This is a genomic window from Breoghania sp. (assembly GCF_963674635.1).
In the GTDB taxonomy this organism is placed as follows: Bacteria; Pseudomonadota; Alphaproteobacteria; order Rhizobiales; family Stappiaceae; genus Breoghania.
On record NZ_OY771475.1, the window covers coordinates 1,307,886 to 1,332,726 of the forward strand.

19 protein-coding genes and 2 pseudogenes are annotated in these 24,841 nt (G+C 61.9%); 7 read left to right on the plus strand and 14 right to left on the minus strand.

What is annotated here, in order from left to right; translation table 11 throughout:
* Nucleotides 1-234: 234 nt before the first annotated feature.
* Genes ABGM93_RS05910 through ABGM93_RS05920 form a run of 3 tightly spaced genes read right to left on the minus strand, consistent with a single transcriptional unit; the run spans nucleotide 235 to nucleotide 2,593 of the window.
* Nucleotides 235-909 carry a DnaA/Hda family protein gene (locus tag ABGM93_RS05910; protein WP_321504281.1) on the minus strand — a complete coding sequence of 225 codons (675 nt, stop codon included), beginning with the start codon at nucleotides 907-909 and terminating at the stop codon, nucleotides 235-237.
* Nucleotides 906-2,006 (minus strand): AI-2E family transporter, encoded by a 1,101-nt coding sequence (locus ABGM93_RS05915; RefSeq protein WP_321504283.1) that lies wholly within the window; start codon nucleotides 2,004-2,006, stop codon nucleotides 906-908. The genes ABGM93_RS05910 and ABGM93_RS05915 overlap by 4 nt, the downstream gene beginning before the upstream one ends.
* Nucleotides 2,003-2,593 (minus strand): CDP-alcohol phosphatidyltransferase family protein, encoded by a 591-nt coding sequence (locus ABGM93_RS05920; protein ID WP_321504285.1) that lies wholly within the window; start codon nucleotides 2,591-2,593, stop codon nucleotides 2,003-2,005. Before ABGM93_RS05920 ends, ABGM93_RS05915 begins: the two co-directional genes overlap by 4 nt.
* 248 nt (nucleotides 2,594-2,841) lie before the next feature.
* Here ABGM93_RS05920 and purM point away from each other — a divergent pair, with 248 nt between their 5' ends.
* Nucleotides 2,842-3,915, plus strand: coding sequence for a phosphoribosylformylglycinamidine cyclo-ligase (gene purM, locus ABGM93_RS05925; RefSeq protein ID WP_321504287.1), 1,074 nt, complete (start codon nucleotides 2,842-2,844; stop codon nucleotides 3,913-3,915).
* Complete coding sequence (gene purN, locus ABGM93_RS05930) at nucleotides 3,912-4,565, plus strand: phosphoribosylglycinamide formyltransferase (RefSeq protein WP_321504289.1); 654 nt, start codon at nucleotides 3,912-3,914, stop codon at nucleotides 4,563-4,565. The genes purM and purN overlap by 4 nt, the downstream gene beginning before the upstream one ends.
* A 23-nt stretch (nucleotides 4,566-4,588) precedes the next feature.
* Here purN and ABGM93_RS05935 read toward each other — a convergent pair whose 3' ends face one another.
* From ABGM93_RS05935 to ABGM93_RS05950, 4 genes are all read right to left on the minus strand, one after another.
* Nucleotides 4,589-5,839, minus strand: coding sequence for a glycosyltransferase (locus tag ABGM93_RS05935; protein WP_321504291.1), 1,251 nt, complete (start codon nucleotides 5,837-5,839; stop codon nucleotides 4,589-4,591).
* Between the two features lie 125 nt (nucleotides 5,840-5,964).
* Nucleotides 5,965-8,052, minus strand: coding sequence for a molybdopterin oxidoreductase family protein (locus tag ABGM93_RS05940; RefSeq protein WP_321504293.1), 2,088 nt, complete (start codon nucleotides 8,050-8,052; stop codon nucleotides 5,965-5,967).
* A 155-nt stretch (nucleotides 8,053-8,207) separates the two neighbouring features.
* Entirely contained in the window at nucleotides 8,208-8,630 is a 423-nt protein-coding gene (gene ndk / locus ABGM93_RS05945) for a nucleoside-diphosphate kinase (RefSeq protein WP_319773937.1), read from the minus strand.
* A gap of 161 nt (nucleotides 8,631-8,791) precedes the next feature.
* Nucleotides 8,792-9,484: a glutathione S-transferase family protein gene (locus ABGM93_RS05950; RefSeq protein ID WP_321504296.1), complete on the minus strand. Its 693-nt coding sequence runs from the start codon at nucleotides 9,482-9,484 to the stop codon at nucleotides 8,792-8,794.
* 80 nt (nucleotides 9,485-9,564) lie between these two features.
* Here ABGM93_RS05950 and ABGM93_RS05955 point away from each other — a divergent pair, with 80 nt between their 5' ends.
* On the plus strand, nucleotides 9,565-10,074 hold the full coding sequence (locus ABGM93_RS05955; RefSeq protein WP_321504298.1) for a DinB family protein: 510 nt from the start codon (nucleotides 9,565-9,567) through the stop codon (nucleotides 10,072-10,074).
* Nucleotides 10,075-10,078: 4 nt separating this feature from the next.
* Here the strand turns inward: ABGM93_RS05955 and ABGM93_RS05960 are convergent, their stop codons facing one another.
* Complete coding sequence (locus ABGM93_RS05960) at nucleotides 10,079-10,447, minus strand: DUF971 domain-containing protein (RefSeq protein WP_321336631.1); 369 nt, start codon at nucleotides 10,445-10,447, stop codon at nucleotides 10,079-10,081.
* A gap of 266 nt (nucleotides 10,448-10,713) precedes the next feature.
* Here ABGM93_RS05960 and moaA point away from each other — a divergent pair, with 266 nt between their 5' ends.
* Together moaA and ABGM93_RS05970 are read left to right on the plus strand one after the other, a co-directional pair.
* Nucleotides 10,714-11,745, plus strand: coding sequence for a GTP 3',8-cyclase MoaA (gene moaA / locus ABGM93_RS05965; RefSeq protein ID WP_321336629.1), 1,032 nt, complete (start codon nucleotides 10,714-10,716; stop codon nucleotides 11,743-11,745).
* 92 nt (nucleotides 11,746-11,837) lie between these two features.
* The gene (locus ABGM93_RS05970) at nucleotides 11,838-12,137 is read left to right on the plus strand and encodes a hypothetical protein (RefSeq protein ID WP_319773941.1); all 300 of its coding nucleotides are present in this window, start codon (nucleotides 11,838-11,840) and stop codon (nucleotides 12,135-12,137) included.
* A gap of 41 nt (nucleotides 12,138-12,178) precedes the next feature.
* On the opposite strand, the gene mfd is transcribed toward ABGM93_RS05970, so the two are convergent.
* Both mfd and ABGM93_RS05980 read right to left on the minus strand, forming a co-directional pair.
* Nucleotides 12,179-15,673, minus strand: a complete 3,495-nt coding sequence (gene mfd / locus ABGM93_RS05975; protein ID WP_321504301.1) for a transcription-repair coupling factor — start codon at nucleotides 15,671-15,673, stop codon at nucleotides 12,179-12,181.
* A gap of 174 nt (nucleotides 15,674-15,847) precedes the next feature.
* Nucleotides 15,848-16,153, minus strand: coding sequence for a succinate dehydrogenase assembly factor 2 (locus ABGM93_RS05980; protein WP_321504303.1), 306 nt, complete (start codon nucleotides 16,151-16,153; stop codon nucleotides 15,848-15,850).
* A 219-nt stretch (nucleotides 16,154-16,372) separates the two neighbouring features.
* Between ABGM93_RS05980 and recG the strand changes: the two are divergent.
* A pseudogene (gene recG / locus ABGM93_RS05985) lies at nucleotides 16,373-18,471 on the plus strand (ATP-dependent DNA helicase RecG).
* Nucleotides 18,472-18,488: 17 nt separating this feature from the next.
* Here recG and ABGM93_RS05990 read toward each other — a convergent pair.
* The 3 genes and pseudogenes from ABGM93_RS05990 to glmU form a co-directional block, all read right to left on the minus strand.
* The gene (locus ABGM93_RS05990) at nucleotides 18,489-19,184 is read right to left on the minus strand and encodes a DUF502 domain-containing protein (protein WP_321504305.1); all 696 of its coding nucleotides are present in this window, start codon (nucleotides 19,182-19,184) and stop codon (nucleotides 18,489-18,491) included.
* 286 nt (nucleotides 19,185-19,470) lie between these two features.
* A pseudogene (gene glmS, locus ABGM93_RS05995) lies at nucleotides 19,471-21,296 on the minus strand (glutamine--fructose-6-phosphate transaminase (isomerizing)).
* A gap of 224 nt (nucleotides 21,297-21,520) precedes the next feature.
* Nucleotides 21,521-22,873, minus strand: a complete 1,353-nt coding sequence (glmU, locus tag ABGM93_RS06000; RefSeq protein ID WP_321504307.1) for a bifunctional UDP-N-acetylglucosamine diphosphorylase/glucosamine-1-phosphate N-acetyltransferase GlmU — start codon at nucleotides 22,871-22,873, stop codon at nucleotides 21,521-21,523.
* Nucleotides 22,874-23,075: 202 nt separating this feature from the next.
* Between glmU and ABGM93_RS06005 the strand changes: the two genes are divergently transcribed.
* Nucleotides 23,076-23,939 (plus strand): SPOR domain-containing protein, encoded by an 864-nt coding sequence (locus tag ABGM93_RS06005; RefSeq protein ID WP_321504309.1) that lies wholly within the window; start codon nucleotides 23,076-23,078, stop codon nucleotides 23,937-23,939.
* Between the two features lie 31 nt (nucleotides 23,940-23,970).
* Here the strand turns inward: ABGM93_RS06005 and ABGM93_RS06010 are convergent, their stop codons facing one another.
* A complete protein-coding gene (locus tag ABGM93_RS06010; RefSeq protein ID WP_321504311.1) occupies nucleotides 23,971-24,717 on the minus strand; it encodes a cytochrome c biogenesis protein CcdA in 747 nt (248 codons plus the stop codon).
* Nucleotides 24,718-24,841: the final 124 nt, after the last annotated feature.

Consider the following 24,841-nt stretch of genomic DNA (forward strand, 5'->3'; position numbering starts at 1 on the left):
CCCGCCAGCGACCAATTCCGCCTCAAGAGCCTTGTCTGCAGCAATCTTTTCGGCGGGCAATAACGGCTTTGCCAGTTCGTCCATGTCAGCACTCCGCGATTCAGGAACCTCCTCCATATATCGGTAATGTGACAGTCCGAATGCAGGTGGAGTAGGCCATGTCCGCAGTTTACGCGAACTCGTCGCGTCAATGCGAGTTCATCCACCGAAACTTCCGATTAATATCGCAAACAATCAGATCTCACGGGACAACACGGCGGCCACCATCGGCCGGGTGATGCGCCTTTGAGCGGCGAGCGCCTCTCTGTCGAGCCGGGCGACGATCTGGTTTGCCGCCTCAAGCGAACGCTCCATACGCACGACCAGAAATTCGATCACCGCGGCTTCGACGAAAAGCTGCCGGTCGGCGAAAAGCTTGACCAGCACACGGCGCAACAGATCGTCATCGGGTTCCGCCACCTCAACAGGCGTCGCCAGCCGCAGGCGGGAGGCGAGATCGGGCAATGTCAGGTTCCATGACCCCGGCCAGCTTCGCGAGGTGATCAACACCTGCCGCTTGGCGTCACGGGCGGCGTTGAGCAAATGGAAAAGCGATTCCTGATCAATGCCGCCCTGGGCATCCTCCACCGCCACCGGCGCCTCGCGCACCAGGGAAAGAACATCGAGCCTGCCAAGGCTCGACGCAGGGATCACGGTTGCACCGCTCGCCTGTTGCCAGATTGAGACGAGATGGGTCTTGCCAGCCCCAACAGGTCCGGCCAGCAGCACGAAATCGGAGGGCCAATCCGGCCAGGACGTGACAAGGCTGAAAGCTGCCCGATTGCAATCGGCCACAAGATAATCGTCACGGCCAAGCGCCGCCTCGTGCGGCAGTTCCAGCGGCAACTGGCTTGGCGTTTGCTCGCTCATTCCTCGTCCTCGGCGCCCTTGGTCGTTCCCGCGGCTGCGGGAGCCCCATAATAGAGTGGGCTTGTGAGATACTGCTCCAGCGCAAAACGGGCAAGCACGCCGATCGCCGCCGACACCGGCACCGCCACGAGCATGCCGACAAATCCAAAGAGATATCCAAAGGCGAAAAGCGCGAACATCAGCCAGACCGGGTGCAATCCGACCCGGTTACCCACAAGCTTCGGCTGAAGGATATTTCCTTCCAGAAACTGCCCGACGGAAAAGACAGCCAGAACCGCCGCGATCATGTGCCAGTTCGGCCAGAATTGCACCAGGGCGACGCCCAGCGAAAGCACAAGCCCGGTGGTCGCGCCGACATAGGGGATGAAGCTGATCAGCCCCGCCCCCAAGCCGATCAGCAGGCCGAATTTCAAGCCAAGCACCGCAAGCCCGATGGCGTAGAAGCTTCCCAGAATCAGGCAGACACTCACCTGACCGCGCACGAAGCCAGCCACGGCGCTGTCGATCTCGTCTATGAGCCGATGAACGAGGTCGCGATGCTCGCGCGGCAACCAGCCATCGATCTTGGCCATCATGCGGTCCCAGTCGAGCAGCAGGTAGAAGGCCACAACAGGCGTCACGACGAACAAGGCCATGAGCGACAAAAGCGCCTGCCCGCCGCTCCAGATCGACTTCATCAGATTGGCGAGCCAGCCAGCGCCTTGCGACATGAGATTGCCCAGCGAACTCTTGATTTCGGACGATCCGAGCCCGGAAATCTGCTGAAGGCGCTTGCCGAAATGCTCTGAGACCAGGCCGTGCAGCTGCGCGACATAATCCGGCATCGCCTCGATGAGATTGGCAAGCTGGTTCCCAAGCACCGGCAGGAGTAGGACAAGGACAAGAACGAAGACGAGAACGAACAGAACCATGATGGTCAGCGTCGCCCACATGCGGCTCATGCCGATTGTCTCAAGCCGATCGGCCACAGGATCGAGCAGATAGGCGAGAGCCATGCCCGCCACAAAGGGCAGCAGAATGGGCGAAAACACCCACAGGAACAGAATCACGGCGGCAAGTGCGATCAGCCAGAACGTGAACCGGCGCTGCAATGTCATTCCCCCGCCCCCTTGCGGTTGTCTTGAATGGCCGACGGTCCATCCGCCATTGCCTGAGTGCCGGACATATGCGCCAGCCAATCCACCATATAGGACAAGGTGGAGATCGTCGTGAGAAGGACGACCGCCACCATCAACAGGAATGGCAACCCGGCTACTGCGATCCCGAGACCGGCCTCTCCCAGAACCACGCCGGCCAGCGCGATCTGTAGCACCGTATTCGCCTTGGAGACCATCAGCGGCCGCACCTTGATGGGTTTGCCCAGGCCCCACGACAGAATGACAGCACCGACGATCAGGATATCCCGGCTGATCACCACAATGACGAGCCATGCGGGCAATCTGTCGACAAGCCCGAGGCTCAGATAGACCGAGACCAGAAGCGCCTTGTCGGCCAGAGGATCCAGATAAGCTCCAAGCTCGGACATGAGACCGAATTGGCGCGCAATGAAGCCATCAACCGCATCGGAAAGGCCTGCCACAACGAACAACCAGAAGGCGGCCTGATCGTTCCGTGAAATGATGCAAGCGATGATCACCGCCACAATCACAAGGCGGAAAATGGAAATCAGGTTCGGCAGTGTCATGACATGGCACCCGGAAATGAGCGTCTCGCAAACATGATGCGAAAGAATGCGCATTTATACCGCGGACCAGTATCGCTACGTCAATTTTACGATGCTGCCGCGCGACGGCACCATGCCGAACCTTGCCATCCACGACTTCCTCGCGCGTGGGCGCACCCGCGCGCCGCTTCCTGCGTGTTCGCGTTTGACTTCCCCGCGCTCAACTGGTTTGAAAGCGCAAGAAGGTTCAAACTGCGAAAGCGCATTCCATGAGCGACAAAACCCCCAAGGGCAACGGCCTGACCTATGCCGAGGCAGGTGTCGATATCGATGCCGGTAATGCGCTGGTGAAGCGGATCAAGCCGCTGGTCAAGGCGACCTCGCGCCCCGGCGCCGACAGCGATATCGGGGGCTTCGGTGGCCTGTTCGACCTGAAGGCCGCTGGCTTCAAGGATCCGGTTCTGGTCGCGGCCAATGATGGCGTGGGAACCAAGCTGAAGATCGCCATCGACACCGGCATTCACGACACCGTCGGCATCGATCTCGTGGCCATGTGCGTCAACGATCTCGTGGTGCAGGGTGCCGAGCCGCTGTTCTTCCTCGACTATTTCGCAACCGGAGCGCTGGACGTGGAAGCGGCGGCGACCGTTGTGGGCGGCATTGCGGAGGGCTGCCGGATTGCCGGCGCAGCGCTCATCGGTGGCGAAACGGCGGAAATGCCCGGCATGTATGCCGCTGGCGACTACGATCTCGCAGGGTTTTCGGTGGGAGCGGCTGAACGCGGTTCGATCCTGCCGCGGTCCGACGTGAAGCCCGGCGACGTGGTTCTGGGGCTGGCCTCGGCTGGCGTCCATTCCAATGGCTTCTCGCTGGTACGCCGTATCGTGGAACGTTCCGGCCTTGCCTGGGACGCGCCCGCTCCCTTCGACGAGAACCAGACGCTCGGCCGCGCGTTGCTCGCGCCGACGCGGATCTACGTCAAGCCGCTGCTCGCTGCCTTGAAGGAAAGCGACGGCATCAAGGCGCTTGCCCATATCACCGGCGGTGGACTGCCCGAGAACCTTCCGCGCGTTCTGCCCGACACTTGCTGCGCGCACATCGATCTTTCCACCATCGCCCTGCCCCCGGTTTTCGGCTGGCTTGCGGAAGCTGGCGGGGTTGAGCAACCAGAGATGCTGCGCACCTTCAACTGCGGCATCGGCATGGTGGTCGTCGTCGCTGCGGAAGCGGCTGACAAGGTGAGCGAAATCCTCACTGGTCAGGGCGAGACTGTTTCGCGTCTGGGCCATATCGAGCACCGGGTCGCGGATTATGTCGTCTTCAACGGTGACCTCTCCGCATGACCGCGCGCAAGCGTATCGGCGTTCTGATTTCCGGGCGCGGCGCGAATATGGCCGCGCTCATCGAGGCTGCTGAAAACCCGGCCTATCCGGCGGAAATCGCACTTGTTGTGTCCAACCGGCCCGAGGCGGCGGGTCTTGAACGCGCGGTCAAGTCAGGCATTACAACGGCGGTCGTCGATCACAAGCCTTTCGGACAGGATCGGGAAGCATTCGAACGCGCCATTGACGCCGTCTTGCGCGAACACGACATCGAGCTCCTTTGCCTTGCGGGCTTCATGCGCTTGCTCACCCCCTGGCTGGTGGATACCTGGGCGGGACGGATGATCAACATCCACCCGGCCCTTTTGCCCGCCTTCAAAGGTCTCAACACCCATGCCCGGGCACTTGAGGCTGGGGTGCGCCTTCATGGCGCGACGGTTCATTACGTGACCCACGACATGGATGGCGGACCGATCATCGCACAGGCAGCCGTACCGGTTCTGACGGGCGATGATGCCGAAACCCTGGCCAACCGCGTTCTGGATGCAGAACGTGTGCTCTATCCCCTTGCGCTGGATCTGGTTGCCTCGGGTCGGGCAAGCCTTGAAGGCGGTCGCGTCAATATCAGCGAGACCATGGAACCGCGCGCGCCACTGATCTGGCCGATCTGAGCGCTCGGTCCAGAGCGGCCACCTCAACGCCCTGACATCACCGATTCCAGGACATCGGCAGCTCGCTCAGACCCCGCCTCCGCACGGATAAGACGCCCAAGCTCCTCCGCGCGCGCCTTCACCACGCTTGAAAGCGCAACCTCCAACCGATCCGCCAACCGACTGGCCGTGAATTTCTTCATCGGCAGCGGCTCGCCCCCCGCCCCGGCATCGGCGACACGCCGCGCCCAGAAGGGTTGGTCACCAAAGAGCGGGCATACGACGGACGGCCTGCCCCATCGAAGCGCCTGATGTGTCGTCCCCGCCCCGCCGTGGTGCACAATGGCCGCACAGCGCGGGAAGAGCCAACCATGCGGTGCACCGGATATGACGTGAATGTCCTCTCCGGCGTTTGGCATTTCAAGCCCGCCCCAGCCCCGCGACAGGACCCCTCGCAAGCCAGCTTGCCGCAATGCCTCGATTGCAGCTTCCGCCGTCTTTTGCGCATCGCGCGTGGGCATCGATCCGAACCCGATATAGACGGGGGGCGGACCCGACATCAGAAATCGCGCCAACGCGGCTGGCGGGGTCCAGTCGGTTTGATCGTTCTCCCGAAACCAATAGCCGGTGATCGTTTCCTCAACCGGCCAATCATCGGGACGCGGAACCAGATGACGGCTATAGGCATGAAGGCGCGGCACGTTCCGCCCGGCCGGCGCAAACCCGCGCAATTCGTCGAAGTCGCCGAGTTCCATGCTTCCGTCATGCGCCCGCTCGAAAGCGCGAAAGTTCTTGCGGTTGAGCCGACCGGCCATTCCTGTCGCCAGACGGTGTGAAAACCGGTTCGCACACGCTCCAAGATTACCGGTGGAGACGACCATCAGCGGAAATGCTGCGGTGGGGGCCAGCACCGGCTGCAGTAATGCGGGCACTGCGACGGCGCCGATGTTGTGTGCCGCCTGTGCGGCAAACGCCGTTTTTGGATTGTAAACAATGAGATCTGGACGAATCTTGTGGGTGAGGTTCCACTGTTCTTCCAGTTCCTGCCGGATCCGTTCGCGCGATTTTCTCAGCATGCGCAGTTTGCCGCTGAGGGTGTGCATGGCGTCCTGCACATCGGGGCGCTGCAGAAGGGTCTGATAGTTGGAAGAAAAGGAGGCCGACTTCAGGCCCGCTCCTTCGATCATCGCCTCAAAGCCCACCCCGGTGGAGACGGTCACGTCGCCACCGCGCGCACGAAGCGCGGCACCGAGGGCAACGAAGGGCTGGACGTCGCCCCGCGTTCCGAGGCTCATGAGAAGAATATGCAAAAGCCGACACTCTCCACCGCGGTTGCCCGCGATTAACAACGCCCCTCAAGCCCCCTCCAGACAAGCACGTTCGGTGGAGCATTACCAGTATGGCGGCGCGTTGAGCGTCTTCAGCCTTCGCGCAGCCAGACTTTGTTGTCATGCAGCGCCGCACCGCCATAGGGCGCGACGGGATCCGCTCCGGTCAGCGTGTTGATGCCCTTGCCATCCACGAATGTCCGATTGGCCCAGACGCCTTCGGAAATCACCACCCCGCGCTGGACACCCTCAAACACACGCAGGTGCAGGCGGACTTCGCCGCGATGATTTCCCATGGAGACGAGATCACCATCGGCAAGCCCGAGCCTTGCCGCATCTTGTGGATGCACCATCACTTCCGGGCGCCCTTCCTTCTTGCGCGAGCTAGGCGTCTCGGTGAACGAGGAATTCAGAAACGAGCGCGCCGGCGCGGTCACAAGCCGGAACGGGTGGTCCTCGTCCGCTTCTTCCAGCACGCTCCAGTGGTCCGGCAAGTCCGGCATGGTCGCGTAAGGGCCCATGCCACCGTCATTGTTGGCGGGCGTCGTCAGCCAGTCCGGCTTGAAGTGGTACTTGCCATCGGCATGGCCGAAGCCGTTGAGGAAATGCGCATCTTCAAAAGGTGGTTGAATATCGAGCCAGCGATCGCGCTCCAGCGTCTCCAGATCCCCGTAACCCGACGCCTTCAGCATCCAGTCGATATGCTCGCGCGCGGTCATCGCGTTGCCGGGATGATCGACGCCAAGACGCTTCATCAACTCGTTCAGCACAAACAGGTTCTCGCGCGCCTCTCCTGGCGCCTCCACCAGCTTTGGGCCGAGCATGATGTATTGATGACCGCCCCCCTTGTAGACGTCGTCATGCTCCAGGAATGTCGTCGCCGGGAGCACGATATCGGCCATAAGCGCCGTCTCCGTCATGAACTGCTCATGGACGCAGACAAACAGATCCTCGCGCCCAAAGCCCGCGCGCACCTTTTCCTGATCCGGGCAGACGCTCGCCGGGTTGGTGTTCTGGATCAGCATGGCCGCGACATCCGGCCCGCCGAGAAGCGCGTCAGGCTCGCCGGTCAGAACCGCCCCGATCCGCGACTGGTCCAGACGACGGGTGGTGGGATCGAGCACATCGGTGCCTTCGATCATGGACTTGTCGAAATCGTAGATGCCGCTGTTGGAATGGAACGCGCCGCCGCCCCTGTGCCGCCATGCCCCGGTAACCGCGGGGATGGACGCGACCGCGTGCATGGCCGTGGTGCCGTTGCGCGCACGGGTGAAACCGTAGCCGAGGCGGAAATAGGTGGCCGGGGTCTCGCCAACGAGCGTCGCGAAGGCCTCGATTTCCTCCACGCTCAACCCGGTGATGGCCGACGCCCATTCCGGCGTACGTGTCGCCAGATGCGCTTCCAGTTCTGCCGGGCAATCGGTGTATTCATCGAGATAGGCGCGGTCGGCATGACCATCGCGGAAGAGGACATGCATCACCGCGCAGGCGAGCGCGCCATCTGTTCCCGGACGCAGCACCAGCCCGATATCGGCCTGCCGGATCGTCTCATTGCGATAGACATCGACAGCAACGATCTTGGTGCCGCGCTGCTTGCGCGCCTTGACCGCGTGGGTCATCACGTTGACCTGTGTCGCCACCGCATTCGTGCCCCAGATCACGATGCAATCGGAAACCGCCATCTCACGCGGATCGGAACCCCGGAGCGCGCCGGTTCCCGCGATATAGCCGGTCCAGGCCGGATTGGTGCAGATGGTGTCGAACTGGCGCGAATAGCCCTTCACGTGGCGCAGGCGGTGAATGCTGTCGCGCTGCACCTGCCCCATCGTGCCCGCATAGTGATAGGGCCACACCGATTGTGCGCCCAGCCTCTGTTCCGCTTTCAGGAACGCTTCGGCGACTTCATCGAGCGCCGCGTTCCACGAGATCGGCTCAAACCGTCCGTCCCCCTTTGCACCGATCCGACGCATGGGCTTCAGCAGCCGGTCGGGATGGTGCACCCGCTCCGCATAGCGCGCGACTTTCGCGCAGATCACACCATCCGTGTAGGGATTGTCGGCCGCGCCACGAATACGACCGATGCGATCCGGACCGAGGACGTCAACCTCCAGCGCGCAGGTGGAGGGACAGTCATGGGGGCACACAGAGGCGCGTGTGATCGGATCCAAAGGCTTGTTCATGGCTGGGCTTTCTCCTTGAACGCCCATGTTCGCGAGGGACCTCACCAAGTCAAGACTTGGATTTCCGCACGCCCTCCAAACCGGGCTCAGGACACAAAAAAGCCGACCAAAAGGCCGGCTTTTTCGTGATCTCAAGATCCGGTGAGACGTTGGCTTCAGCCGACGATCTCGGTCTCGGAGAACCAGTAAGCGATCTCGCGGGCAGCGGTTTCCTGAGCGTCGGACCCGTGCACGGAGTTCTCGCCGATGGACTGCGCGAAGTCCTTGCGGATGGTGCCTTCCGCGGCATCGGCCGGGTTGGTGGCGCCCATGATCTCGCGGTTCTTGGCAACGGCGTTTTCGCCTTCCAGCACCTGAACGATGGTCGGGCCGGAGGACATGAATTCGGTCAGCTCACCAAAGAAGGGGCGTTCCTTGTGCTCGGCGTAGAAGCCTTCTGCCTCGCGCAGGGACATCCACACGCGCTTGGAAGCGACAACGCGCAGACCGGCGCTCTCAAGGCGGTCAATGATCTTGCCGGTCAGGTTGCGCTTGGTGGCGTCCGGCTTGATCATCGAAAAGGTACGTTCGATGGCCATGGTGTTGATCCTTTGAAACTATTCGGGATGCGAAAGCGGCGCCCGATTGGGGGCGCCGAAACTGTCGCGGTTCCTATACAGGTGAGCCGGATCGCCCGCAAGTGAAAGCCTTGCGACAGGAAGCGACCTTTTCGCTGAAAACCGACACGCCAGGAGGCTCGTCAGGCCGCCGCGATCTGATTTCGTCCGAGATGGTTGTGCAGGTCGAGACAGCGCTCGAACCACTCGCTGACCGGATCGCCTGCTTCGAGCAACTGGAAATCACTGGCGACACGCGGCCATTGCAGCGTGCCGAAGAGGATATAGTCGGCGTAAAGCGGCTCGGCTCCGCCGATATAGGGCTGGGCCAGCAGCATCTGGCGCATCGGCTGGAGCGCGATGCGGAAGGCCCCGAGACGTTCTTCCCGGCTGTCGTGAAGCTCTTCAAGCGTTTTACCGAAACGGCGTTCGCGGGTTTCACGAAAATAGGCCTGATCGGGCGGCGACAGGATGTCGTGGATATCCTTCATGACCAGATGCGCCAAAGTGCCGTGAACGGACGTATTCACCCAGCTTTCCATAAATCTGGATAGCGCCTTTCCCGCCTCCCCGCCGAACAGGCTCCGGCGATCGGGATAGACCGCCTCAAGATAGACCGCGATTTCCCAACTGTCGGATATGGTCCGGTCATCGTCCTCGATCACCGGAACGGTCGCAGAAATGCCACCAGCGGCCTCACGCACTTTGGAAAACGGCGTCGGCCTCTCCTCCCAGCTCAGTCCCTTGTGGGCCAGCGCCATCTTGGTCCGCCAGCAATAGGGCGAGAACCGCTGGCGCTCGTCGTCGCCGCACAAATCGTAGAGAATGACCGGCATGACAACTCCCCCTATGTCGCGCAGGCTTGCTTCATATCCGCGTACGGATCATGTTCCGTCCTTTGGGGGAGGTTACGATCATGAAGGTGCTCTTTGCAATGATGGCCGGGTACAACCAGTGGGCCAATACCCGTCTTTACGAGGCCGCGGACGCGCTTTCGCAGGATCAATACCACGAAGACCGCGGCGCATTTTTCGGCTCGCTCAGCGGCACCCTGAACCACCTGCTCGTGGCCGACCGTATCTGGATGCGGCGTCTGACCGGCTCTGGTCCGCACCCATCCGCCCTCACTGAAATCCTGCATGAAGACCTGAGGGCGCTTAAGGCAGCCCGCATTGCCGAGGATGAGCGGATCATCGCCTATGTCCGAAATCTGTCCGACGACGCGCTGTCAGGCCAGATTCGCTATCGCCGAATGACGCGTCCCGAAGAGGTCTGCCAGCCGCTCGCGCCCTTGCTGGCGCATCTCTTCAATCATCAGACCCATCACCGCGGTCAGGCGCATTGCCTGCTGACAGAGCTTGCGGGCGATGCGCCCAGCCTCGATCTTCTGGTCTATCAGGCAGAAACGGGCATCGGCATGACCTGACGCCTCAGCGTTCGCGCTTCAGGCCCTTGGCTTCCAGATCCGCCAGATACTCAGCCCATAGCCTCTCGTGTTCGGCCCCGAGCTTCATCAGGTAGTCCCACGAATAGATGCCGGTGTCGTGCATGTCGTCGAATACGATCTTGATGGCGTAATTGCCGATCGGTTCGATCTGCATGATGGCGACATCCCTCTTGCCGCCGACCGTCTTCTTCTGCTCCGGGGAATGGCCCTGCACCTCCGCAGATGGCGAAAGAACTCTCAGATATTCGGCGGAAAGCGCATGCGCCTCACCGCTGGTAAAGCGAACGGTGAGTGTCTTCTTGTCCTTCGACACCCGCAATTCGCTCGGCCAGACCTTGTCATTCGCCGTCATCGCACAGATCTCCCGCTTCCTTGCGCCGGCCCCTTCCACGTTTCAGGCGGCCCGCATTTGTTATTGCGCACAAGCCCCACAAGGCAAGGGGAGAACGATGATCACTCCTGGCCTAACCTGAGATTGTAACGCATTGACCTTCGGCTCCAATCGACTACCTTTCCCCTCACAAGGGATATCGTGCACCGCCCGGTCATGCGGGCGAGCTGGCAAGAGGGGGCCGGCGGCGCGAAGCTGAAAACAAATCCCCCCTGGGATGATGGCTTATGGACGACGCGACGGCCCGCAACGAGCCCCGCCAGCCCGTGCTCACCGATCCGTTCGGCAGGGATGTGACCTATCTGCGCGTGTCGGTGACCGACCGCTGCGATTTCCGCTGTGTCTATTGCATGGCGGAAAACATGACCTTCCTGCCGAAAAAGGACGTGCTGAGCCTGGAAGAACTCGACCGGCTGTGTTCGGCCTTCATTTCCAAGGGCGTGCGCAAGCTCCGGCTGACCGGCGGCGAGCCGCTTGTCCGCAAGAACATCATGAGCCTTTTCCGTTCGCTCTCGCGCCATATCGATGCCGGCGCGCTCGACGAGATCACCGTCACCACGAACGGGTCCCAACTCGTTCGGTTCGCCGATGAGCTTTACGATTGCGGTGTGCGGCGCATCAACGTTTCCATCGATACGCTGGACCCGGACAAGTTCCGGCAGATCACCCGCTGGGGCGATTATGACAAGGTGATGGAAGGGCTCGACGCCGCGAAAAAGGCAGGGCTTCAGATCAAGCTCAACGCCGTTGCACTGAAGGGTGTCAACGATATCGAGATCCCGCGCATGATCGAGTGGGCCCACGCTCAGGGCCACGATCTCACGCTGATCGAGACCATGCCGCTCGGCGATATCGAAGGGGATCGGACAGATCAATACCTGCCGTTGTCGCAAGTGCGCGCCTCCCTGATGGACCGCTATACGCTGACCGATATCCCCTACAAGACGGGCGGTCCGGCGCGCTATGTGAAGGTTGAGGAGACCGGCGGCCGTCTCGGCTTCATCACGCCGATGACCCACAACTTCTGCGAAAGCTGCAACCGTGTGCGCATCACCTGCACCGGCATGCTCTACATGTGCCTCGGGCAGGACGATAGCGCGGACCTGCGCGCAGCCCTGCGGGCATCGGAAGGCGACGAGTTGCTGCTTCAGGCCATCGACGAGGCCATCGGACGCAAGCCCAAGGGCCATGACTTCATCATCGACCGCGACCGAAAGGCCCCGGCCGTCTCCCGCCACATGAGCATGACGGGCGGTTGAGAAACAGAGTCAAGTGCTTCTCAGGCTGAATCCGAAAACCGTTATAACCACATGAGAATACGGCTCATTTTCCAGACGATGGATCGCCGGGCATGAGTGCGCCTCCTGCCCGGTCCTTTCTGGATACACCCTATGCCCGCATTCTCGCGCTTGCCGTCGCCTTGCTGATGGCGGCGCTGCTCGGCTGGCTCAATCGGGATGCGCTCTTCGCGCCAGCCCCCGTATCCCCCTCGGCAAAACGAGCCAATCCCGAGCTGGAAGCCTGCCTGTCCGAACGCGTTGGTGCGGTGGACCGGATGCGCAAGGAAGGCGTCGTGAACGCGCGCCAATATGACGAGTTCCGCACCCGCGCGGAAGACTACTGCACCGCACGTTTTCCGCCCACGCAGTAGCTGGCAGGGACGGGATACGGGCCCCGCCCCCCTTTCGGTAGTCAGGCCGCGGCTTCGGCCAGCCTCACCAGCTTCGTCAGCACCACGGCCACGCCTTTCAGCCGTTCCAGTTCGTTCGCCCAATCGCGCACCAGAACGATCTTCTGGTCGGGGCGGATCTTGGCCAGCACACCCTGTTCGGTGATGTAGCCGACAAGACCCGCCGGGTTCGCGAACTCGTTGTTGCGGAAGCCGATGACGACGCCCTTGGGACCGGCATCGATCTTCTCCACATTGGCCTGACGGCAAAGCCCCTTGATGAAGACGATCTTCAACAGATGCTCCACCTCGGTGGGCAGCGGGCCAAACCGGTCGATCAGTTCCGCGCCGAAGGAATCGATTTCACCTGCATCGGTCAGATCTGCCAGACGACGATAGAGATCGAGGCGGAGCTGGAGATCGGCCACATAGTGATCGGGGATGAGGACCGGCGTGCCGACATTGATCTGCGGCGACCAGTGATCGTCGCCCGCCATCTCGTCGCCGTCGCGAAGCTGGGCGACCGCCTCTTCCAGCATCTGCTGGTAAAGCTCGAAGCCCACTTCCTTGATGTGGCCTGACTGCTCCTCGCCCAGCAGGTTGCCCGCGCCGCGAATGTCGAGATCGTGGCTGGCAAGCTGGAACCCTGCGCCCAGCGCTTCCAATGACTGAAGCACCTTGAGGCGACGTTCCGCCTGTGGGGTGAGCGTCTTGTTGGCGGGCACGGTGAACAGCGCATAGGCGCGCGTCTTGGACCGGCCGACGCGTCCTCGGATCTGATAAAGCTGGGCAAGGCCGAACATGTCCGCACGATGCACGATCAGCGTATTGGCGGTTGGAATATCCAGGCCGGATTCCACGATCGTCGTCGACAACAGCACGTCATACTTGCCGTCATAAAAGGCATTCATGACGTCATCAAGCTCGCCCGGCGCCATCTGTCCGTGGGCAACCGCGACCTTCACTTCCGGCACCATCTCCGCCAGGAATTCGCGCCGCTCTGCGAGATCCGAAACACGCGGAACGACATAGAAGGACTGCCCGCCGCGATAGTGCTCGCGCAGCAGCGTTTCGCGCACGATCAGCGGATCGAAGGGCGAGATGAAGGTGCGCACCGCCAGACGATCCACCGGCGGTGTGGCGATCAGCGACAGGCCACGCACGCCCGTCAGCGCCATCTGCATGGTGCGCGGGATCGGAGTGGCCGAGAGGGTCAGCACGTGGATGTCGGAGCGCAATTCCTTCAACCGTTCCTTGTGCTTCACGCCGAAATGCTGCTCTTCGTCGATGATCAGCAGGCCCAGATCCTTGAAGGCGATGGATTTGCCCAGAAGCGCGTGGGTGCCAACAACGATATCGACCGTGCCGTCGGCGACTTCCCTTTTCGTCTGGTTCAATGCCTTGGGTCCGACCATGCGCGAGGCCTGCGCCACGCGCACGGGAAGCCCGTGGAAGCGTTCGGAGAAGGTCTTGTAGTGCTGGCGGGCGAGAAGCGTGGTTGGCACCACAACCGCCACCTGACGCCCCGACATGGCGACAAGGAAGGCAGCGCGCAGCGCCACTTCCGTCTTGCCGAAGCCGACATCGCCGCAGACGAGCCGGTCCATCGGGCGGCCCGAGCCCAGATCCTCGAAAACGGCTTCGATGGAGTTGAGCTGGTCCTCTGTCTCCTCATAGGGGAAGCGGGCTGCGAATTCGTCGTAGATGCCTTCCGGAATACCGATGGTGGGCGCGGTGCGCAGCGCACGGGCAGCCGCCGTCTTGATCAGGCCATCGGCGATTTCGCGAATGCGCTGCTTCATGCGCGCCTTGCGCGCCTGCCACTGGCCTCCGCCAAGCCGGTCAAGGGTGGCGTCCATGTCCTCCGAGCCGTAACGGCTCAGGAGTTCGAGGTTTTCGACCGGCAGATAGAGCTTGTCGCCGCCGTGATATTGCAGCTCGAGGCAGTCATGCGGCGCGCCCGCGGCGTCGATCGTCTTCAGACCGACGAAACGCCCGATACCATGATCGACATGGACGACCAGATCGCCTTCCGAGAGGCTGGAAATCTCGGACAGGAAATCAGACGCCTTCTTGGTACGCTTGCGCTGGCGCACGAGGCGGTCGCCGAGAATGTCCTGTTCGCAGATAAAGGCGAATTTGCCGATCTCGAAGCCCGTCTCAAGACCGAGCACCGCGAGCGCGGCCATACCCTGCGGCAGGGCCGAGACGCCGCCCAGAGATTCCACCGGCGCGATGCGTTCCAGCCCGTGGTCGCTCAGCACCTGGCCCAGACGATCCCGAGAGCCTTCCGACCAGCAGGCGATGATCACGCGCTTGCTGTCCTTGCGAAGCGCGGAAACATGCTGGATCAGCGCATCGAAGACATTGACATCACCGGCTGCGCGCTCAGCCGCAAAGGTGCGCCCCTGCCGACCGCCCAGATCGACAATATCGCCCTGTCCTTCCGGCACGGAGAAGGGGTTCATCCGCGCGGTGGTGTGAGCGGAGACGCGTTCGCTCCAGCCATTCTGCGTGAGATAAATGGTGCGCGGCGCAACGGGCTTGTAGGGAACCGCGCCGGAGCCGGCACTCTTCTCCATCGCCTCGCGCCGGGCTTCGAAATGGTCCTGAATGGACTTCAGGCGTTCCGATACCGCATCCTCGACCAGCGGATCGAAGACGATGGGCGCGTCGCCGGTATAGTCGAAGAGCGTTTCGGTCTCTTCGTGAAAAAGCGGCAGCCAGTGTTCCATGCCCGCATAGCGTCGGCCTTCGCTCACCGACTGGTAGAGCGCGTCGTCGCGGGTCGCCGCGCCGAATTCCAGGACATAGTTGCGGCGGAAGCGGGAGATCGTTTCCGGCGACAGCACAACCTCGCTCATGGGCACCATGTCGAGGCGTTTCATCTGGGCGACGGTGCGCTGCGTTTCGGGATCGAAGGTGCGGATCGATTCCAGCGTATCGCCGAAGAAATCGAGGCGCACAGGCAGATCCGTGCCAGGCGCGAAGAGATCGAGGATGCCGCCGCGCACGGCGTATTCGCCGGTGTCACGCACCGTGGGCGTGCGCATGTAGCCGTTCAGTTCCAGCGAGGAGACGAGTTCGCTCATGTCGAGGCGGTTTCCGGGCGCCGCCGTCCAGGAATGGGTCTTCATCCATTCACGGGAGGGGATGCGCTGGAGAGCGGCGTTCACGGTGGTCATCAGCACCAGCGGACGTTCCCGAGCGCTGTCGCGCACCAGCGCCGCCAGCACGTTCAACCGACGCGCGACCACCCCGCCATTGGGCGAGACGCGGTCATAGGGCAGACAGTCCCACGAAGGGAGCTGGAGCACATCGACATTGCGATCGAAAAAGCCCAGCGCATCGGCGGCAGCCTGCATGCGCTGACCATCGCGCGCAACGTAGACGAGGGCTGGAACGGATTTCCGTTCCTTCGCCAGTTCCGCCAGCACCAACGCTTCGGCGCCATCCGGCGTCGCCGACAACGTCACGCCATCATGAGCGGTGAAGAGCCCCTTCAGCGCCTTGAACATCAAAGCCTCATTCCTTCTCGCACAGCCCGTGCTTTCCCTCAGGCTGCAACAGCAATTTCGCCCCGGCACGGCGCAGCACGCTGCAAAACACGCACCAGGTTCTGGATTACAGATTTACCGCAATGCAACACCCAGAGCGTTGCTCGCAGTCCGCTCACACACCTCTTTGCAAGGTCACGCAGGCGTATGAAAAGCCATGACCGAGCGGAACATGGCCGTATCGTATTCGGCAGGCGCAGGCTTGCGGCCGGTAAGCCAGTCAAGAAGATCGGCGTCCGCCGCATCCATCAGATGCTCCAGCGCATCCATGTCCTCTTCGCTCAGATCCGCGATATGTGCATCGCAGAACCCGCCCAGCAGCAAGTCCATTTCCTTGGTGCCGCGATGCCAGCAACGGAACAGGATGCGCTTTCGCCGTGCGTCCAGACCATCGCTGCTGCGCGCGCTTGTGGAAGCGTTCGTGGAAGTGGAATGCGACATGGGGATATCAACCTCTTCGTCACGGGCCACGCTTGGCAAAGCAATGCGGCCTTGGGCGTTCACGAGCCTGTATAGCGACAGCGCCGCCCAATGTCAGCGCCTCTACGCAACACACCTGAACAATGCACCTCGCGGCATTGCCGAACCGCCTCCCGGCATGCCAAATGAGACAAGCACTCATGACGCCACCTCCCTCTTTCGCATCCGACAGAAAAAGCCATGCGCCCGCCCCTGCTCGATCCTCTCTTTGCCGCTGCAACCGACCTGCCCGGTATCGGGCCTAAGGTTGAAAAGCTGCTCAAAGGCCTGCTGGGCGTCTCCGAACGCGATGTGCGCATCGGCGACCTTCTCTTCCACCTGCCCCATTCCGTCATTGACAGACGCCGCCAGCCAGGCATCGCCAATGCGCCGGAAGGCGCGATCGTGACGCTGAAGGTGCATGTGGACCGCCATCAGGCAGCCCCGGCCTCCTCTCGCGCGCCCTACAAGGTGCTCGCCCATGACGAAACGGGCGACGTCCAGCTCGTCTTCTTCCATGCGCGGCGTGACTGGCTGGAGCGTACGCTTCCCATTGGCGAGACGCGGTATGTGAGCGGCAAGGTCGAATGGTTCAATGGCCGCGCACAGATGGTCCATCCCGATCACATGGTGGACGAGGAAGACTTCGCGACCATGCCGCTGGTGGAACCGGTCTATCCGATGACGGCAGGCCTCTCGCCCAAGACGCTGCAAAAGGCCATCGGCGCGGCGCTGGCGCTCGTGCCGGAGGTGCCGGAATGGCTGGATGAGGCCCATGCGGCGCGCGAACACTGGCCGGAGTTCAAGAGCGCGCTGGAAACCGCGCACCGGCCAGACGACCCTCGCGACATCGCCGCCACCGCGCCCGCCATTTGTCGTCTTGCCTATGACGAGTTTCTGGCAAGCCAGCTTGCGCTCGCCATGGTGCGCGCGCATATGCGCAAGACGGCAGGCGTCGCGCGCATGTCCAATGGACGGTTGAAGCAGAAGATCCTTGCCGCCCTGCCCTTCGACCTCACGCCCGGACAGGTGCAGGCCATTGCCGACATCGAGGGAGACCTTTCCAAGCCGGAGCGCATGTTGCGGCTTGTTCAGGGCGATGTGGGTGCCGGCAAGACGCTGGTCGGCCTCATCGCCATGGCGCATGTGGTGGAAGCGGGAAGTCAGGCGGCCATGATGGCGCCGACGGAGCTGCTTGCCCGCCAGCACCTTCGCTCCATTGAGCCCTTGTGCGAGGCGGCGGGCATCAAGGCACGGCTTTTGACCGGCAAGGCAAAGCCCGCCGAGCGCCGCGAGATCCTTGAGGGCTGGCGACGGGTGAAATCGACATTCTCGTGGGCACCCATGCGCTCTTTCAGGCAACCATCGAGTTTCGCGACCTGGCATTGGCGGTGGTCGATGAACAGCACCGTTTCGGTGTGCATCAGCGGCTGGCGCTTCAGAGCAAAGGGCGCGGCGTCGATGTGCTGGTAATGACCGCCACCCCCATTCCGCGCACACTGGTGTTGACCTATTTCGGCGACATGGAAGTCTCGCAGCTTCCCGACAAACCGGCGGGCCGCCAGCCCATCGAGACCCGTACGGTCTCGCTCGACAGGTTGAGCGATGTCGTTGACGGCCTGCAGCGCGCTCTCAATGACGGGCAGAAGGTCTACTGGGTGTGCCCGCTTGTCGAGGAATCGGAAATTCTCGATGTCACAGCGGCGGAAGAGCGATACGCAACCCTTGTCCAGGTGTTCGGCAATGCGGTCAGCCTCGTCCATGGGCGCATGAGCGCCGCGGAAAAAGACGAGGCCATGAATGCCTTCAAGAGCGGGGAGACGCGCATTCTCGTTGCAACCACGGTCATCGAGGTGGGTGTCGATGTGTCGGACGCCACCATCATCGTGATCGAGCATGCGGAACGCTTCGGCCTTGCCCAGCTCCACCAGCTACGCGGACGTGTGGGGCGCGGCGAGCGCGCCTCCACCTGCCTGCTGCTCTACAAGGGCCCCCTTGGCGAGACGGCGAAGGCGCGACTGGCAATCATGCGCGAGACCAATGACGGCTTTCTTATTGCGGAGGAAGACCTGCGGCTTCGCGGTGAAGGTGAAATTCTTGGGACGCGCCAGAGCGGCATGCCCGGTTTCCGCATCGCCCAGATCGAAGCCCATGCCGCATTGATGGAGACGGCGCGCGCCGATGCGCGACTGATCCTTGCCAACGACCCCGAACTTGAGGGCCCGCGCGGCCAAGCGCTGCGGCTGCTTCTCTACATTTTCGGACGGGACGAAGCGATCCGTCTGCTTCGAGCAGGATAGAGCGCACCTGCGGCCAATCAACCGTCTATCGTCTCACGTTCCTTCTGGGCCGGATTGGTAATCTCGATCTGCTCGGGCAGCTTCTTGTCACCCGGCTTGTAGGGCGGCGTGACGAGACCTGCGGAAATCACCAGCTTGGCGGCGTCCTCCACCGTCATGTCGAGCAAGATCACCTCCGCCCGCGGCACGAAAAGCAGAAAACCGGATGTCGGGTTCGGAGTTGTCGGCAGAAAGACCGAAATCAGGTCATGGCCGTCCTTGTGCCCATCGAGCTTGGCAGCCACTTCGCCGCGCGTATCCGTCGCGAGGAAGACGATGGCCCATAGGCCCCGGCGCGGATATTCGATGATGCCGGCCTTCTTGAAGCTGGATCCGCTGTCCGACAGCACTGTCTCGAAAATCTGCTTCAGGCCGCTGTAGAGATTGCGCACCAGAGGCATCTTGCCGAGAATTTGCTCGCCAAAAGACAGAAGCGAGCGCCCGGCAATGTTGGCTGCCAGGAACCCAAGAATGATCAGCACCATGATGGAAACGATCAGCCCGACGCCGGGCACAGGGAACGGCAGATAGGTGTCGGGATTGTAATGGATCGGAAGCAGCGGCTTGACCCAGCCATCGACCCACTGGATCAGCGACCAGGTCAGGTAGAGCGTGATGCCGATCGGACCGGCAATGACAAGGCCGGTCAGAAAATAGGTACGCAACCGCCCCATAGGGTGCCTCGCCTTCAATTGTTGCCCGCCAGGATCATCCTGGCCAGGATCGCCAAGTATTTGCATTGTTTCGCGCTGCTACCATGCAAGGCAACGGCGCACATCGCGCCGCGCTGCCTCGACTTTGCTCTGCGGGCGAGAAAAATCTCGACCGGCACCATGTTGTAGAAGAACAACTCCTCAACAATGCGCCGGTTTCGCGTCCGTGTTGAGCCCTTTTTTAGGCCAAGCGCGGTTTGAACGACTGTTTTTGCGCCATTTCGCCTGCTTGCCGAGCGCTCACCGCTTATTCGACGGTGACCGACTTGGCCAGATTGCGCGGCTGATCGACGTCCGTTCCCATGAAAACCGCCGTGTGATAGGCGAGAAGCTGGATCGGAATGGAATAGACGATCGGCGCAATCGTCGCAGGCACATCGGGCATGACGAGAGTTTCCAACGTCTCCACACCGGCGGAGTCGCTGCCCTTCTGATCCGTGATCAGAATGATCTGCCCGCCACGCGCAGCGACTTCCTGCATGTTCGACACCGTCTTTTCGAACACCTTGTCATGCGGCGCGATCACGATGACCGGCATGGTCTCGTCGATCAACGCGATGGGCCCGTGCTTCAACTCGCCCGCAGCGTAGCCCTCGGCGTGGATATAGGAGATTTCCTTGAGCTTCAGCGCGCCTTCCAGCGCCAGCGGATAGGACGATCCGCGCCCCAGATAGAGAATATCGCTTGCCTTGGAGAGGTTTCGCGCCAGACGCTCGATCTGCGGCTCAAGCTTCAGCGCCTCCACCATGAAGCGCGAACCTCGGTCAGCGCGCGCACGAGCTTCTGTTCGTCTTGCGCCGACAGGATATTGCGCTGACGCCCGGCGGCAACCGCCAGGCTCGCCAGAACCGAAAGCTGGCAGGTGAAGGCCTTCGTGGAAGCTACGCCGATTTCCGGCCCCGCGATGGTGGGGAAGATCACATCGGACTCACGCGCGATTGTCGATTCCTGAACATTGACCACAGCTCCGATATGCTGTTGCTCGGACCGGCAATAGCGCAGCGAGGCGAGCGTATCCGCCGTCTCGCCGGACTGCGAAATGAACAGCGCCAGCCCATCGGCATCGAGCGGGCTCTCGCGGTAGCGGAACTCCGAGGCCACATCGATATCGACCGGCAGGCGGGCCAGACGCTCGAACCAGTATTTCGCAGTCAGACCGGCGTAATAGGCCGTGCCGCAGGCCGTGATCACCACGCGCTGGAGATCTGAAAAGTCGAAAGGCAAGCGCTCAGGCACCTTTGCCGTCATGGCATTCAGATCGAGATAATGCGCGAGCGTGCGGGCAATCACATCCGGCTGCTCGTGAATCTCCTTGGCCATGAAATGGCGGTAATTGCCCTTGTCCACCATGGCGGCAGTGGCCGACGAAATGGAGATCGGTCGCTCCACAACCATCCCGCTTTCATCGCGGATGGTCGCGGACTTGCGGTCGAGCACCACCCAGTCGCCATCGTCGAGATAGGAAACCTTGTTTGTGAAGGGCGCAAGCGCGATGGCGTCGGAGCCGAGGAACATGGAGCCATCGCCGTAGCCCACGGCAAGCGGACTGCCGCGGCGTGCGCCGATCAACAGATCGTCCTCGCCTTCAAACAGGATCGCAAGAGAAAACGCGCCTTCCAGGCGGACCAGCGTCTTGGCGACGGCATCGACAGGGCTCATCCCCTTTCCAAGGCACAGGCCGATATACTGGCTGACGACCTCGGTATCGGTCTCCGTGGTAAAGGTTACCCCCTCGCCCGCCAGTTCCTCGCGCAGTTCACGAAAATTCTCAATGATGCCGTTATGGACGACGGCGACGCCCGGGCCCACATGGGGATGCGCATTGGCCTCGGTCGGCGCGCCATGCGTGGCCCAGCGTGTGTGGCCGATGCCGCTGTGCCCGGTCAATGGCTCGTTTTCCAGCCGCCCTTCCAGATTGCGCAGCTTTCCCTCGGCGCGGCAGCGCGTCAGAGCCCCGTCTTCAAGCGTGGCGACGCCGGCTGAGTCGTAACCGCGGTATTCAAGACGCTTCAACGCGTCGACCAGCAGAGGCGCCACAGGCTCCTGACCCAGAATTCCGATGATACCGCACATAGATCGTCCTCACGCGTCAACGCCCACCCGGTCACCCGTGTAATGGCGAACCGCGGTACAATTGAAATCAAATGCTATTTCAGACAATCCTGAAAGTTGAATTGACAGAAATCCCGTCGCCACGATTGGCCCCGGATTTTCGCGACTTTGTTCCCCGCCCGCCCACATCACGCGCAGGCTTTGTGACACCCACACGGTAATTTGTGAACCGCGCGTTAGCCGGGTCAGGTCTTTCCCTTCGCCTTTTCCTTTATTGCACGCAGTTTGGCGGCCCGGCCTTCCTTGTTGACCTGCTGACCGCGCGCAACAACCAGCGCATCGTCCGGCACATCGCTGACCACAACGCTGCCCGCGGCCACGAGCGCCCTGTCCCCGATGCGAACAGGTGCGACCAAGGCGCTGTTGGAGCCAATGAAGGCGCCCGCCCCGATATCGGTGTGGAACTTGTTGTAGCCGTCGTAATTGCAGGTAATCGTGCCAGCACCGACATTCGCCTTCGCGCCGACACGCGCATCGCCGATATAGCTGAGGTGATTGACCTTCGCGCCCGCCTCAACGGTTGCCTTCTTCACTTCCACGAAATTGCCGATGCGCGCGCCTTCGCCGATGCTTGCGCCGGGGCGCAGCCGCGCATAGGGGCCGATTTTGCCATTGGCGGCGACATTCGCGCCTTCCAGGTGGGAAAAGGCATGAATGATCGAACCTGTCGCCACGGTGACATTCGGCCCAAACACCACGTTGGGCTCAACCACCACATCGTTTTCCAGCTTCGTATCGAAGGAAAAGAACACCGTTTCCGGCGCCACCAGCGTCACACCGGCGAGCATCGCCTCACGACGCATCCGATTCTGGAAAATCGCCTCGCATTGGGAAAGTTGGACGCGGTTGTTGACACCAAGCACATCCTCTTGCGGACCACGTTCAGCGACCACCTTGAGGCCGCGCTTGGCGGCGATCGCCACCGCGTCGGTGAGGTAGTATTCACCCTTGGCGTTTTCGTTGCCGATTTCATCGAGAAGTCCCGGCAGCAAGGAACCGCGGAAGGCGATGATACCGGAATTGCAGAAAGTCACCTTGCGTTGAGAGTCGCTTGCGTCATTTTCCTCGACGATTTCGACAAGCCGCCCGCCGTCCACGATAAGGCGGCCATAGCCGGTGGGATCTGCCGCCTCAAAGCCAAGCACGGCAAGATCGGCCCCGTCCGCAACGGCCTGACGAACCTTTGCGATGGAATCCGCGGTGATCAGCGGCGTGTCGCCATAGAGGACGATCACATCGTCAACGTTTTCTTCCAGCGCGGGGCGCGCGGCCAGAACCGCGTGCGCGGTCCCGTTTCGATCGACCTGCGTGAAGCAGGCAGCCCCCGGCGCAGCCTTTATGACGAGGTCTTCCACCGATTTTGTATCAGGGCCGATCACCACAGCGAGACGGTCGCAGCCTGCCGATTGCGCCGTCGCCATCACATGGCCCAGCATCGGCCGTCCGCCGATGGCGTGCATCACCTTCGGAAGCGCAGATTTCATGCGCGTACCGAGCCCGGCGGCAAGGATTACGGCAAGACAGGATCGGTCGTTCATCGTCCCCTCAATGGTCTGCGGCCCCACTCGCGCGGCCTACTCGGACCACGTAGCAGATTGCACATGCTAGGGAAATAGCGCAGCAACGGCCCACCGCGCACGTACTAACAGGGTCTTCACGTCTTGTTAGGGTTAATGAAACCTTTTTAGATGGAAACTCATACGTGCCGTAGATTCGGCCTATGTGAACGGAACTGATTTTGTGCTGAAGAAACCGCCCATTCTGGATGAGCTCATGAAGGGGGGCGCCCGTCTGCGTACGGGCGTTGCGCTATTGGGCTGGGGTTTTTCTGCAAGCATGGCCCTTCTGGTCGCCATCAGCGCCTATCAGAACAAGGCGCCCGATCCGTTCAGCCAGCCCTATGCGGCCATGGTCCTGCCGGACGTGGGCGAGGTCACCTCCACGGCCTCGATCGGAAAACGCGCGCGCCCGACCGAATTCGGCGTCTTTTCCAATCCGACCCCCGTTCAAGGCGGACGGCCAGGTCGTTTCGAGGCCGAGATTGAAACGCTGCGCCACGAAATCGTGGCCCTGCGGCGCTCAGCCGACGCCCTGCGGCGCCAGAACGATTTCATGTCCGACCGGATCGCCTCCTTGGAAAGCGGGAACGGCGTCGCCTCCGCGCGCCCCTCCAGCGCCATGCGCGCACAGCCGCTGCGCTATGCAAGGGCGCATTCCGGCACGGGCACCACCCATATCGCGACCGCCTCTCCCGCCATCGATACGATCACGACCGGAAGTATCAGACGCCCCGAGCCCTTGACCTCTGCAGGTCGGCCGACCACCGCCCCCAGGTCACAATTCGGAATCGATCTCGGGGCTTACGGCTCGCTCGCGGAAGTTGCGAATGCGTGGCGCGCGATGCGGGTGACGGAATCCTCGGTGATCGGCCCACTGTCACCTCTCGCCTCGATCATCGAGAGAGGCGACAAGATGGTGGCTCACCTCGTTGCAGGGCCTTTTGACAATGCGGCCGATGCGGCAGCGGCCTGCGCAAGGCTTGAAAAACGCCTGATCGCCTGCCAGCCGACGCTGTTTACAGGCCAGCAATTGCCGCCCCGCTGAGCGCCGTTCCACACAGCGTGAAGCGCCGCCACTAGCCGACGCTTTGAAGCACCGGGAACGTTTCCAGAAGCCAGAACGAAAAGGTTGCCATCTGGCCGGTGAGGAAGGCGATACCGGTGATCACCAGAAACACCCCCATGACCTTCTCCACGGTGCCGAGGTGACGGCGAAAGCCCACCATGAAGCGCATGAACGGCCCGGCAAAGGCGGCCGCGATCATGAAGGGCACCCCCATGCCGAGCGCGTAGGCCGACAGCAGCATCGCACCGCGCGAGACCGTGTCTTCCGCCCCCGCCACGAAAAGGATGGCGGCCAGAATCGGGCCAACGCAGGGTGTCCACCCGAATGCAAAGGCCAACCCCATCACGTAAGCTCCGAGCGGCCCGGCAGGTTTTCTGTCCACCTGGACCCGCGCCTCCCGATAGAGCAGCGCAATCCGGAACACGCCAAGAAAGTGCAATCCCATGATGATGATCATCACGCCGCCCACGTAGCCCAGAAAGCGGATATTGCTGGCCACGAACTGGCCGATGAAGGATGCACTGGCCCCGAGGAGCACAAAAATCGTCGAGAAACCGAGCACAAAGGCGAAAGCGGTCAGCATGACCTTCTGGCCGTCTGCGGTGCGGGCGGCCGCGTCGCGCCCCTCTCCGGTCAGCTGATCAAGCGACACACCCGCCATATAGGCAAGATAGGGCGGAACGAGAGGAAGAACGCACGGCGACACAAAGGACAAGAGCCCCGCGAAAAATGCGCCAAGAATCGTTACGTCCTGCATGAAACTCCCCTGGGTAATCACCATTTTGCGGTCGCGGGAGGCGTATCCCTGCGGCTTCCACGCGCCCCTTTTAGCCGACCCAAGGCGCGGTCGCATCCTTCGATAAGCGGAAAACCGGATACGA

What these genes read in the sequence shown, in the direction of transcription:
- ABGM93_RS05910 (WP_321504281.1), bottom strand. Translation starts at nt 909, where the DNA reads ATGAGCGAGCAAACGCCAAGCCAGTTGCCGCTGGAACTGCCGCACGAG.
- ABGM93_RS05915 (WP_321504283.1), bottom strand. Translation starts at nt 2,006, where the DNA reads ATGACATTGCAGCGCCGGTTCACGTTCTGGCTGATCGCACTTGCCGCC.
- ABGM93_RS05920 (WP_321504285.1), bottom strand. Translation starts at nt 2,593, where the DNA reads ATGACACTGCCGAACCTGATTTCCATTTTCCGCCTTGTGATTGTGGCG.
- purM (WP_321504287.1), top strand. Translation starts at nt 2,842, where the DNA reads ATGAGCGACAAAACCCCCAAGGGCAACGGCCTGACCTATGCCGAGGCA.
- purN (WP_321504289.1), top strand. Translation starts at nt 3,912, where the DNA reads ATGACCGCGCGCAAGCGTATCGGCGTTCTGATTTCCGGGCGCGGCGCG.
- ABGM93_RS05935 (WP_321504291.1), bottom strand. Translation starts at nt 5,839, where the DNA reads ATGAGCCTCGGAACGCGGGGCGACGTCCAGCCCTTCGTTGCCCTCGGT.
- ABGM93_RS05940 (WP_321504293.1), bottom strand. Translation starts at nt 8,052, where the DNA reads ATGAACAAGCCTTTGGATCCGATCACACGCGCCTCTGTGTGCCCCCAT.
- ndk (WP_319773937.1), bottom strand. Translation starts at nt 8,630, where the DNA reads ATGGCCATCGAACGTACCTTTTCGATGATCAAGCCGGACGCCACCAAG.
- ABGM93_RS05950 (WP_321504296.1), bottom strand. Translation starts at nt 9,484, where the DNA reads ATGCCGGTCATTCTCTACGATTTGTGCGGCGACGACGAGCGCCAGCGG.
- ABGM93_RS05955 (WP_321504298.1), top strand. Translation starts at nt 9,565, where the DNA reads ATGAAGGTGCTCTTTGCAATGATGGCCGGGTACAACCAGTGGGCCAAT.
- ABGM93_RS05960 (WP_321336631.1), bottom strand. Translation starts at nt 10,447, where the DNA reads ATGACGGCGAATGACAAGGTCTGGCCGAGCGAATTGCGGGTGTCGAAG.
- moaA (WP_321336629.1), top strand. Translation starts at nt 10,714, where the DNA reads ATGGACGACGCGACGGCCCGCAACGAGCCCCGCCAGCCCGTGCTCACC.
- ABGM93_RS05970 (WP_319773941.1), top strand. Translation starts at nt 11,838, where the DNA reads ATGAGTGCGCCTCCTGCCCGGTCCTTTCTGGATACACCCTATGCCCGC.
- mfd (WP_321504301.1), bottom strand. Translation starts at nt 15,673, where the DNA reads ATGTTCAAGGCGCTGAAGGGGCTCTTCACCGCTCATGATGGCGTGACG.
- ABGM93_RS05980 (WP_321504303.1), bottom strand. Translation starts at nt 16,153, where the DNA reads ATGTCGCATTCCACTTCCACGAACGCTTCCACAAGCGCGCGCAGCAGC.
- ABGM93_RS05990 (WP_321504305.1), bottom strand. Translation starts at nt 19,184, where the DNA reads ATGGGGCGGTTGCGTACCTATTTTCTGACCGGCCTTGTCATTGCCGGT.
- glmU (WP_321504307.1), bottom strand. Translation starts at nt 22,873, where the DNA reads ATGAACGACCGATCCTGTCTTGCCGTAATCCTTGCCGCCGGGCTCGGT.
- ABGM93_RS06010 (WP_321504311.1), bottom strand. Translation starts at nt 24,717, where the DNA reads ATGCAGGACGTAACGATTCTTGGCGCATTTTTCGCGGGGCTCTTGTCC.